Genomic DNA, 12646 nt, shown 5'->3' with positions numbered 1-12646 from the left:
AAGTCTAGCTAGTTATGTATTACTAACCCTGCAACAATAGAACAACTTAGAACGCAAGATTGGACACGAGATTAACTTGTTAAGCCAACAGACATAACTTTTTACAGGTACAAAAAAACCACCATTTGGTGGTTTTTTTAATTTACGGGCTAATGGCTAAAAGGTCGCAACCACTTTTACATTGTCACTAACTTTTGCGCTATCTACGTAGCCGATAGCATCAGCATTCGCTGCTACAAAATCTATTACAGCTTGATCTGAACCTAATTTCTCTGGAGGTGTACCTTTGCCAGTAAACACAAGTTTAGACCAGTAAGCGTTAAGCTGGCTGCTAGATTTACCTACAACTTTATCGTTAAACTCATCTGCTGCAGCGGTGCCATCTTGGTTTACTGGATTTACCTTAGTACCATCACCAAATGACTTGGCTTTACCAAGGTATATCTTTTTAATTGTATCTGCGTCTAGAGCATTTGCGTTACCAGCATTAACTATTACCGCAACTTCTGCAAAAGCATTAATTGAGCACAATGAAAGTGCACTAGCTAAAATTAATTTTTTCATTATATGCTCCAATTAAAATACAAGATCAACGCCAACAGCAACAACATCAGTCTCTGTATCAGTTACATCGTCTTCAAAGCGGCTAAAATCAATTTTAAATGCTGCAGAAGGGTGAAAGTCATAACGCGCGCCGATAGTGTATACATTGCTTTGCGCTTGAACACCTGTCAGTGCACCGTTTATAGCAGCATTCAGACTTGGTACTGTTGCAATTGGATCGAAGCGAGATGCATCATGTTTGTCGTCATTATCTTCATACGTAAAATGAACTATAACGTCATCCAAGCGATAACCTACAGATGCATAGTATTGTGTTTGCTCAGTCAAAATGCTGTTTTCTACTTCAAATTGTGTATATTCAGCATCAAATAAGAAATTATCGTAATCAATTGAGAAGCCAAGCCCGAAGAAGCTGCTGTCATCTTCGTTTATTGCAATATCGTCAGCTAAAGTATTTAAGCTGTTTGCTCGAAGTGCGGCTTCTAATCCATTTAATGCAGCGCCGCTAGGGTCTGTTCCGTCAAGTGCAAATGATGTTTCTGCAACCAAATATGCAGCACGAACGCTGAACCAGTCATATGCAAGCGTCCAGTTAATGCCAGCAAAATCGTTAAGTTCAGCTTGAGTTTTTTCAGTGATTGCGTTTATTTCACCATCGAAACTACCGTACATGACTTGTACTGTTGAATCCCAATCGCCAAGCTGCGTATTGTGTAATAAGCTTAAACCTTCATAAGTAGAAAAAGGAATGCTATAAACAGACTGAGGCGGGCGAACCCATCGGTAAGCGTAACCTACATCAATAAAATCTGAGTAACGGTAAAATGGTACGCGCATTTTCCCCGCGCTAATTTGTAACTCGTCGCTTAGTTCATAAGTTACGTAGGCCCATTCAAACTCTGCGTCGAAATCATTATCACCACGAGCAACAATTTGAGCTGTTGCCGTTAGCTTCTCCATTAGGTCTGCTGATAGCTGTAATGCAAAAATACTTTCATTTTTAAATGAAATGTCATCATCATATCCATATAAGGTGCTGTCACTATCAAGGCTCTTTCCACCAACAATTGATGCAAAGCCATTAATTCGAACTTCGGCGCTAGCATAGTTTGTTGCTAAAGCCGCACATAATGCTACTGCTACAGATAGCTTTTTCATATGTATTTCCTATTAGTTAATTAGATGTTGATTCAGACGTATTATAGAAGTGAAATAGAGCTATATCTAATCAATTTAGCAAGTTAGTAGTAAAAATCGATTAATTTAATGCTTTTTTATTATTTTTTAAGGGGGGATGCCTGACATTATTAATGCAGGTTGCTGATTTTAAGTAAAATATCAAAATAAGTTGCAGCCAATTAAATTTGAGAGCGTATATTTATAGCGTGAGGTTTTATGCAGTAATTGCATAAGAAGTAAGTATCGCTGCAACGTGTTAACTTTTCCTCTGTTAGGACATTTTTACTTTTATCAAAAAATAAATACATAAATTCACAATTGTGTAATATAATGCCCTTCCAGAGGAAAGATGCTACCACGCATCTTTTTTTATGCCCAAAACTTACTGGTTGCACCAGTAAATGCATAATAAATAATTTACGGTATCCTTTGGAGAATATTTTGAAACTACGCAAACTCTCACAGTTAAGCCTAGCAATAGTTGCTGCCCTGACTACCTCAGTAAACGCTGAAGAAACCAAAACAACAGCAAAGCAAGATGCGTTTGAAAAAATCGAAGTTACTGCTCGTAAACGTACAGAGAGCTTGTTTGAATCTCCAACCGCTATCACATCAATTGGTGCTAATTTAATTGATAAAGCCAATATGAGTAACCTTGAAGATATTGGTAAATACGTTCCAAATTTAAACATCACACGTTACGGTGTAGGTAATGCAGCACATGCTTCGGTATTTATTCGTGGTATTGGCTTGCAAGATCATATTATTACAACCGATCCAGGTGTGGGTGTATACCTTGATGGTGTTTACTTAGGCCGTCAAATGGGGTCTAACCTATCATTACCAAATGTTGAGCGTGTAGAAGTACTGCGCGGTCCACAAGGTACTTTATACGGTCGAAACACTTTAGGTGGTGCGGTAAACGTTATTACCAAACAACCGGGTGATGAAGGTATTTTAACAACGTCTGCAAAATTAGGTAGTCGTGGACGTATTGCTGGTGATATTTACTTCAACAACTCATTAAATGACGAGTTAAGTATGTCTGCAAGCGCGTCATACAAAACTCGTGACGGTGTGGGTGAAGCGGTAAACCTAGCGAACCCAGAAAAAGAAATAGGTGAAGAAGAAGAGTTTAGCGGTCGTGTTGCTCTTAAATGGCAAGCAAATTCAGATCTTGCATTTACGTTTTCTTTAGACGGTGTTGATAACGAGTCTGGCCAATCTCCTTACACAATTGAACTGACAGAACCACTTGACTCAAACGATGTATTTAATGGTGACTTTCCATTACTTACACAAGACATGATCCCATCAGACCCAGATGATTTAGGTACTACTGTTGCTGGGATTGAGTCAACGTCATACTCTGGTTGGGGTACGTCTTTAACTGCTGATTGGGCGATTAACGATACATATACAGCTAAATTTATTTCAAGCTATCGTACATCTGAGTATGAGGGTGGCCTTGATGATGATGCATCGCCTCTAAACTTATCAGAATTTCCTGAAGAAGGTGGAGCCGATCAGTACTCATTTGAGCTTCAGTTAAATGCAACGTTCGACAACATGGATTTTGTTTCTGGTCTTTACTTCTTCAACGAAGATGGCTTCACTCGTTCAGGTCCATTTGTATTTAGTCCGTTCAATACACCAAATGGCTTTTTGAATGATGGCGTTACTCCTTCATTTGGTGGCTACGGCGACTTTGAAATTAATCAAGAAACTAACTCATATGCAGCTTATATTAATGCTAGCTACGATTTAACTGATGATTTAACTGTTGGCGGTGGATTGCGTTATTCTAAAGACGAAAAAGACGCAAACGCGCAGTTCCCAACATTCCCTGTACCTAAGTTTGTAAGTGCTGATTTTGACGCGGTGACATGGGACATTAATGCATCATACCAAATCAGCAATAACATGAATCTGTATGGTCAAATTCAAAAAGGTTATCAAACTGGTGGCTTCCCACCACGTCCATTTGGTGGACCTGATCAGTTTGTGTCGTTCGACGAAACTAAAGCCGTTAACTACGAAATGGGCTTGAAAGGCCAGGTACACGAAAACGTTTCTATGATGTTAGCGGTATTTGTTACTGATTACACTGATTTAGCACTTCCGTTTTCAGATCCAACAGCGGGTGGTGGTTTTGTAACTATTGTTGAAAATGCGGGTCAATCAAAAGCACAAGGTATAGAACTTGAAACCACCGTTGCTATCACTGACGACTTTACAATAAGAAGTGCGGTAGGTTACTTAGATTCAGAAATTACAGAGGTTGATGCCGGTGTTCAAGGTATTGGTAAAGGTGATTCACCGGCTTTAACACCTCGCTGGACTGTAATGGTTGCCCCATCATACTTTATGGATTTAGACAGTGGTGCAACGGTTGCACTAAATGCTAATTATTCATACCGTAGTGAAATGCAAGGTCAGTCAGTATATAGCCAAAGTGAAACAATTGATTCGCGTGAGTTAGTTGGCTTTAACATCTCTTACACTAACGCATATGGCGATATGGAAGTAACACTTTATGGCGAAAACGTTCTGAACGAAGTATACGATGTAGGTCGTTTACAACAATCAGGCTTTGTTGGTGTTATGAGAAGCAACGACCGTAGTGAATTTGGTTTAAAATTCAAAAAAGATTTTGAGTTATAAACTTAAATTTGCGTAAAAATACAATGTAATTTAAACATTATATTTTATTTTGCTAAAAAGGCCGGATCAGTTTTTGATTCGGCCTTTTTAGTTTGTGCAAAGGTCTGGTTGTTCGATACAATAGCGCCCTTAATTGCCAAATGGACTCTGTGATGAAAATTCTTGCCGATCAAAACATGCCTTTAGTTGAGCAGTACTTTTCAGGTTTTGGTGAGGTTGAGCGGTTTGATGGACGTAACTTAAAACCTGACCAGCTGATAGACGTAGAAGTATTACTCACACGATCAGTTACCAATGTTACTAGTGAGTTATTAGCAAAAGCGAATAATTTAAGTTTTGTTGGCACAGCCACTATTGGAATTGACCATATAGACACACAGCTGCTAAAAGAAAAAAATATCACATTTACTAGTGCGCCTGGTTGTAATGCCATTGCTGTTGCAGAGTATGTTATTAGCAGCTTATTTGCGTTAAGCCAAGAAAACGCCCGCCCATTAACAGGCCAAACTATTGGCATAGTAGGGGTCGGGAGTATTGGCAGTTGTTTGGCTAAAAAGTTAAAAGCATTAAATGTAAAGCTGCTTTTGTGCGATCCATTAAAACATGCACAAGGGTTATTAAATGAGCATTTAGAGTTAGATGAACTACTTGCACAATCAGATATTGTAACTTTCCATGTGCCACTTGTTAAAAAAGGGCCTCATAAAACACTTCACATGATGGATAAAGTAAGGCTTAACGCCTTAAAACCGGGTACTACGATAATTAATGCCAGCCGAGGGGATGTTATTGACAATAGTGCTTTACTAGATTTAATGGAAGCAGGGGCCGATTTAGATTTAGTGCTTGATGTGTGGGAAAATGAACCTAATATTTTAACAGATTTACTTGCACATGTACGCTATGCCAGTGTACACATTGCAGGCCATACCTTAGAGGGTAAGGCAAGAGGTACACAAATGCTGTATCAAAAGCTATGCGAACTCAAAGGCGTTGAAGCTATGAAATCGTTAGGCGATTTTTTACCGGTACCAGCTATTACGCAGGCCACTGTTAGTTCAAGTTTCACAGAGCTAGACATAGCACGTTTAGTGCATACAATTTACGATGTACGAAGAGATGATGGGATTTTACTTCGTCACATAGAGTCTCATGGCTTTGATAGTTTACGTAAAAACTATCCTGTAAGAAGAGAATTTAGCACCTTAACCGTTAAAGGTGATGGCCCGCAGTTAGCTGCCTTAGGCCAACTTGGTTTTACACTAACCAACTAATTATTAATATAACGGTGTTTTAATATCGTTTAAAAAGGAAAAAATATGTCGCAAAAATATAACGTTGCCGTACTTGGTGCTACTGGTTTAGTAGGGCGTCAAATTATCGAAACATTAGCAGATCGTAAATTTCCGGTTGATCAGCTATTTTTGCTTGCGAGCAGCCGCAGTGCAGGTGAAGATATTAAGTTTCGTGGTGAGACAATTGAAGTACAAGACGTTGAAGGCTTTGATTTTAGCCAAGCACATATTGGATTGTTTTCTGCCGGTGGCAGCGTCTCAGAAAAATATGCCCCAATTGCAGCAGACGCAGGGTGTATAGTCATCGATAATACTTCACATTTTAGAAATGATTTTGAAATTCCACTTGTCGTACCGGAAGTAAACGCCTCAAGTCTTGCCGACTTTAGAAATCGTAATATTATTGCAAACCCAAATTGTTCGACTATTCAAATGATGTTGGCACTAAAGCCAATTTACGACGCGTATGGTATTGATAGAATAAATGTATCAACTTACCAAGCGGTATCAGGGGCTGGGAAAGAAGCTGTTGATGAGTTAGCAAAGCAAACAGCTAACTTGATGAATGCACGTCCAATGGATAATGAGATATTTCCTAAGCAAATAGCCTTTAATGTTATTCCGCAAATAGATAGCTTTGAAGATAACGGTTATACCCGCGAAGAAATGAAAATGGTAAACGAAACGCACAAAATATTGGGCGACACAACAATTGCCATAAACCCAACATGTGTGCGTGTTCCAGTGTTTTTTGGCCATTCTGAATCTATCAATATTGAAACACGTATGCAATATGACTTTGAACACGTCAAACAGCTGCTAAATGATGCGCCAGGTGTTGAGCTAATTGACGATGAAGGTGATTATCCAACAGCGGTTTCCGATGCCAGCGGTAACGATACTGTGTATGTTGGCCGTTTGCGCGCTGATATTTCACACCCTCATGGCTTAAATATGTGGGTTGTTAGTGATAATACCCGCAAAGGTGCTGCAACCAATAGTGTTCAAATAGCTGAAGAGTTAATAGAAAATTATATGTAACATTTAAATGTTAAGCACTCTTTAAAAGCGGTAAGCACTATGTGTTTGCCGCTTTTTGTTTAAATAGAGTGCCACTTTTTTGCCGTTTTTTATAATATTTAATAAAGTTACTGATAATACTCAATAAATTAATATTAAAAATGTGTTGTTAAGGCATTTCTTTTCAATGTGTTGCAATGGATATTGTGCCCTAAGTGGTTTATAGTTTGTAATTGGAATAGAGCTTGCAACAAAAATAGATTGTAATAACAAATGTGAGTCAGTCATTTGGCTGATAAGGCAAGAGTAATCAATGTTTACGCACCTATTTGAGAGTGCTTTGTAACATTTAGACATTAAAGGATCAGCATGCGCGGTTTGGCTATACTTATAATATTAGCGTCTGCACTGGTAGTAACGCCTGTATATACACAAGATAGTACCCAATTAAAGGGGCCTAAAGGCGTTGACTATGGTGCTCAAGGGCGGTCTATTGGTCCGATTAAACCCACCGATACACTTTGGCGCATAGCCGTAAAAGTGCGTCCAGATAACTCTGTAAGTATTTATCAAGTTATGCAGGCCTTGTATAACAAAAACCCTGACTCATTTTTAGATCAAAACCTCAATCATATGCGAAGTGGGGCCTATTTAAAAATACCCACTTTATCTGAAATTAGACGTGTGAATACTCAACTAGCTAGGCAGCGTTCTGAGCAAGATGACGAGTTATGGGAAAAGAAAAAAAACGGAACACTTACACAAACTGAAATAACATCAGCTCAAACACAAGTTACACAAGCGCGTAAAGTTGATGTAGACGACGCCAAAAAAGAGTTACAAAAAGAAATAAAAGAAATAAAAACAGACCAAACTAATAAATTAGTTGAGTTACAGCAACAGTTTAAAAGTTCAGTAACAAATGTTGAAGAGATTTTAGTTGAAAATAATAACCTAAAAAAACAGCTGACTGGAATTTCTAAAGAGCTCGAAAATGTTCGTCAACAATTAGGGCAAGATAGTGAAATACAGCTGCAGCTAAAGGAATTAATACTTAAACAAAATGAAATAATTGCCCAACAAAAAGCTAAAGAGGCTGAACCTCAAAGCAGTTTTGACTTATTAGCCTTGTTGTCAAACCCTATCGTGCTTGGGCTGTTAATGTTCATTCCCGGATTATTGATTGTCTTTGCGATTGTTATGTTTCTTCGCAAAAGAAAAGGTAATCAAGAAGAGCCTCAAGCAGATGATGAATTTTTACCGCAAACTCCAACTTATTCTAGTGAGGATGACTTAGCAACTGATCCACTTGATGACCCAATCATTCCAGATCCATTGGATGACTTGAGCGTTCAATTAGATGATCACCTCGAAGGTGGCATGCTTCCAGATGATGATTTATTAGAAGATGATTCAGACGAACTTGATGATTCGGATAACTTACTTGATCAAGACGAGTTAGAAGGCCTCCTTAGCGACGATATTGTTTTTGATGATGAAAGTGACGAAGACGATGAAGTCGATATTTTCACGCAACAAGGATTTGACGACAGTGCTGATGATAGCTTGGACGATATTGATTTAGATTTAGACCAAGAACCGTCTGGCACTGATGATATTTTAAGTAATGATGACTTAGATAGCCTATTTGACGAAGATGACAGCTTACCTGAGTTTGATTCACCTGCAGAAAAAGAGCCACAAAATGATAGTTTAGAATCTAACGATGAAATGGCAGCATTGAGCGAAGAGCTTGCGACCGATGATTTTGATATCGATGATTTACTTGATCAAACGAGTGCCGAACCAGTAGACACATCCGATAAAACTTCTGAAGAAAGTGATGATTTTGACTTAGACGATATCGACAGCTTAATTGATGAAGCAAATGAAGGTTCAGCTGATGAAGCGCCAACAGAGTCGTTAGTCGAAGAAAGCGATGACTTCGATTTGGACGATATCGATAGCTTAATTGATGAAGCAAATGAAGGTTCAGCTAATGAAACGCCAACAGAGTCGTTAGTTGAAGAAAGCGATGACTTTGATTTAGACGATATCGACAGCTTAATTGATGAAGCAAATGATGATTCAGCTAATGAAACGCAAACTGATGAGTTAGTTGAAGAAAGCGATGACTTTGATTTAGACGATATCGACAGCTTAATTGATGAAGCAAATGATGATTCAGCTAATGAAGCGCAAACTGATGAGTTAGTTGAAGAAAGCGATGACTTTGATTTGGACGATATCGATAGCTTAATTGATGAAGCAAATGATGATTCAGCTAATGAAACGCAAACTGATGAGTTAGTCGAAGAAAGCGATGACTTCGATTTGGACGATATCGATAGCTTAATTGATGAAGCAAGTGATGATTCAGCTAATGAAACGCAAACTGATGAGTTAGTCAAAGAAAGCGATGACTTTGATTTAGATGATATCGACAGCTTAATTGATGAAGCGGATGACGATTCAGCAGATGAAATGCCAACAGAGTCGTTAGTCGAAGAAAGTGATGACTTTGATTTAGATGATATCGACAGCTTAATTGATGAAGCGGATGACGATTCAGCTAATGAAACACTAACAGACAATTTAGTAGAAGAAAGAGATGACATTGATACTGCTTTGGCCGGTTCTGTCGATGATTTAGCTGATGCGCAAGAAGAGTTAAATGTTGATGATGTTGAATCTTTAGCTTCAGCTTTAATTGATGAATCTGAATCGGAGAATGAGTCTGACGAAGAGCCAGAGTTTGCAGAAGAGCCAGAACTTGAAGAAGAGCCAGAACTTGAAGAAGAGCCAGAGCTTGAAGAAGAGCCAGAGCTTGAAGAAGAGCCAGAGCTTGCAGAAGAGCCAGAACTTGAAGAAGAGCCAGAGCTTGAAGAAGAGCCAGAGCTTGAAGAAGAGCCAGAGCTTGCAGAAGAGCCAGAGCTTGAAGAAAACCTAGAGCCTAAAGAAGTGCTTGAAGACTTTGGTGCCGATGATTTTACAGACACATCAGACACGCTTTTAGATCCAGAAGATTTACTAGATGAATATAACGATGATGCGTTGCAAAGTGTAGACGAACTCTTAAATGAGTTACAACAACCAGAAGACTCAGAATACATAGAAAGCCCTGATTGGACACTTGATGATCTGGACGATGAAATTGAAGAGGTTGAAGTTGATTTAGGTGATGATCCATTAGCAGAAGACACAGATTCTGATTTATCCCTTGAGGATGAATTACTAGAAACAGAATCAATAACGCCTAGTGAAGAGTTAGACGATTACCCTGAGTTAGAAATAGCTGAAGATCAAGGGGCTGAAACGCAAGAGTCTTCTAGCAATGAAGGTGAAAATGTTGTTAGTCAAACAGAAAAAGATTTAGCTGACTCTATTTCTAAGGGCGCAGACTTGAGTAACTTTGACGAGGAACTTGATGATGAGCCCCATGCCACTGCTGATTTTGATGAAGCCCCAATAATTGATGACAATGAGCTATTGGCGGTAGGCGATGCTGAAGAATTCGCGACAGAAGAAGAGCATAATGAATTAGATGATGACGGAGAGTTTGCAAAAGATGTTGCAGATTTTTCGGATAATGATATCGATGTGCTGGCTGATGAAGAACTTGATTCAGAACTATCACCAAGTCAAACAGAGCAAGAATTATCACAAGCGCTCTCATCAAGTATTGATTTAAATAGCCTAGAAGATGACTTTGACGATGAGCCGTTAATCGATAGTGAGTTTGAACAGTCAGATTCAGGACTTGATACTAATTCAGAAAGTGAAGAACCACTACCAGAAATTACAGATGAAGCATTGTTATCGCAAGAGAACTTTGATGATTCACAGGTTGATTTAGCAGGGTTAGGCGCCGACCTAGAACTTGATTCTGTCAATGCAGAAGACTTTGAGGAGCTTGTTTCAGAGACGCCAGATGGTGATACTGATAACGACGAAGAGCTAGATGGATTAAATTTAGATGAAGTTGTTAGTGATACCACAATTGATGAAACTTTAGATGCAAGCCTAGAGCCAGAACTACCACCAAGTCAAACAGAGCAAGAACTATCGCAAGCGCTCTCATCAAATATTGATTTAGATAGCTTAGAAGATGATTTTGATGATGAGCCATTAATTGATAGCGAGTTCGATGAATCAAATTTAGAGCCTGAAATTAATGAAGAAGCCAACGTTTTAGTCCCAGAGGATACTGGCGAAGATTCATTACTAGGCGCTGATTTAGAGTTTGATTCAGTGGGTGTCGAAGGCGTTGAAGAGCAAGTTTTAGAAACGCCCCAAAACGACATAGAGAGAACGGATACTAAAGAATTTGAACAAGATTTAGATGATGGCGGCAGTGCGATTGCTCAGGAAGTCGACATTGAGCATGAACCAGAATTATCACCAAGCCAAACAGAGCAAGAACTATCGCAAGCACTTTCATCAAATTTTGATTTAGATAGCCTAGAGGATGACTTTGATAATGAACCATTAATTGATAATGAGTTTGATGAATCAGAGTTAGTGCTAGAAGCTAATGACGAGACTGAAGTATCAGCGCCTGAAGCTACTGATGAAAGCCAAATTTTAGACGAAAACCTTGAATATTCACAAAACGATTTAGCAGAAACAGGCGCTGATTTACCTAATAGTGAAGAGATTGAATCATCTGATTTAGGCATCGAGCAAACTGTTGATGATGAACTAGATGAACTAGATGAACTAGATGAACTAGATGAACTAGATGAACTAGATGAACTAGATGAACTAGATGAACTAGATTCTGAGCTTGAAATCAATGACGAGGTTGAGGGATCAATTGCTCAAGTTAACGATGATGCTGTTTCATCAGAAGAAGTTGAAGAGCTACTTCCTAATAGACCGAGTAATGGTACTGATTTCTCAGGTTCAGGTGAAGATAATAGTGAAATAACCAGTCACGATGCGTTAACTCCAGAGCTTAATGACAACGAAGCTGATAATCAAAATTCAGCTGAAGATGATATAGACAGCGCGGTAACTAACTTTAATGACGACCTGTTAATTGATGAATTTAATGAACTGGATGGTGAGTTCGACAATCTTAACGACTTAAACGATGACACACTTGATGATTTACTCACAGAGTCGAATAACGCTGATGCGGACTCTTTAGCGCCTGATAGCAGCGTTGGGCTAGACAACCCAGCATTTATAAGTGAATCGGACGATGAAATAAATGAACAAACTAATGTTGATCGTGAAGCTGAACTAACTCAAGTTGACTCACAGGCTGATACTAACCTTGTATCAGATGAAGCACTTGATGATGAATTTATGGCTGATTTAAGTGAAACCGATTTCGATTCATTGCTCAATGAGTTAGCCGCTCCCGATGAACTTGCTATAGAAGATAGCAGCGAGTTTGATGTTGACTTTGATTCTTTATTGAAAGAAGACTTAGTTAATGAAGAAGTGTTTAATCATAAAGAGCCAGTCCCTGAAGCTAAAGACGCAAAACCTTTAGGTGAAGATGATTTTGTAGATATTGACTCATTACTTGAGCAAAGCGACGATGCTGAACTTGATCATGAGCCTTACAACGATGTAAATATAGATTTGGGTTTAAGTGAGTTTGATGCATTGCTTGCAGGTGATAACCCAACAGACGTTGATGCCGAGAGTGGAGGTTACTCCGCTAAGTTAGATTTAGCACGTGCCTATATTGAAATTGACGACTTCGATTCCGCGCTTAAAGTGATTGAAGACGTAATAGCAAAAGGGCCTGAAGAAGTTCAGGAAGAAGCGCTTAGTTTGCAAGCAAAATTACAACAATAGCTTTTGTGTTAATTTAAATACGATAAACCCATAATTGGTGATGCTGATTATGGGTTTTTTATTGTTTTTATATGATTACATCACGGTCGCTTTTATTGCGCCGCTATATA

At 38.8% G+C, this 12646-nt stretch carries 6 protein-coding genes; 4 read left to right on the top strand and 2 right to left on the bottom strand.

Going from position 1 to position 12646, the window contains the following annotated elements; translation table 11 throughout:
* Window positions 1–156: 156 nt before the first annotated feature.
* On the bottom strand, window positions 157–564 hold the full coding sequence (locus tag ACFI34_RS10000) for a phosphate ABC transporter substrate-binding protein (protein ID WP_350654703.1): 408 nt from the start codon (window positions 562–564) through the stop codon (window positions 157–159).
* 12 nt (window positions 565–576) lie between these two features.
* Window positions 577–1722, bottom strand: coding sequence for a porin (locus ACFI34_RS09995; protein WP_350654701.1), 1146 nt, complete (start codon window positions 1720–1722; stop codon window positions 577–579).
* A 462-nt stretch (window positions 1723–2184) separates the two neighbouring features.
* Here ACFI34_RS09995 and ACFI34_RS09990 point away from each other — a divergent pair, with 462 nt between their 5' ends.
* From ACFI34_RS09990 to ACFI34_RS09975, 4 genes are all read left to right on the top strand, one after another.
* Window positions 2185–4407 (top strand): TonB-dependent receptor, encoded by a 2223-nt coding sequence (locus ACFI34_RS09990; RefSeq protein WP_462673370.1) that lies wholly within the window; start codon window positions 2185–2187, stop codon window positions 4405–4407.
* A 152-nt stretch (window positions 4408–4559) separates the two neighbouring features.
* Window positions 4560–5681 (top strand): 4-phosphoerythronate dehydrogenase, encoded by a 1122-nt coding sequence (locus ACFI34_RS09985; RefSeq protein WP_462673369.1) that lies wholly within the window; start codon window positions 4560–4562, stop codon window positions 5679–5681.
* Window positions 5682–5726: 45 nt separating this feature from the next.
* On the top strand, window positions 5727–6743 hold the full coding sequence (locus ACFI34_RS09980; protein WP_006793896.1) for an aspartate-semialdehyde dehydrogenase: 1017 nt from the start codon (window positions 5727–5729) through the stop codon (window positions 6741–6743).
* A gap of 348 nt (window positions 6744–7091) precedes the next feature.
* A complete protein-coding gene (locus ACFI34_RS09975; protein WP_462673368.1) occupies window positions 7092–12536 on the top strand; it encodes a FimV/HubP family polar landmark protein in 5445 nt (1814 codons plus the stop codon).
* Window positions 12537–12646 lie beyond the last annotated feature (110 nt).

This window comes from Pseudoalteromonas sp. PSi26, from assembly GCF_054960575.1.
The sequence above is the reverse complement of the archived record's forward strand: the minus strand, read 5'-3'. Positions and strand labels throughout refer to the sequence as shown.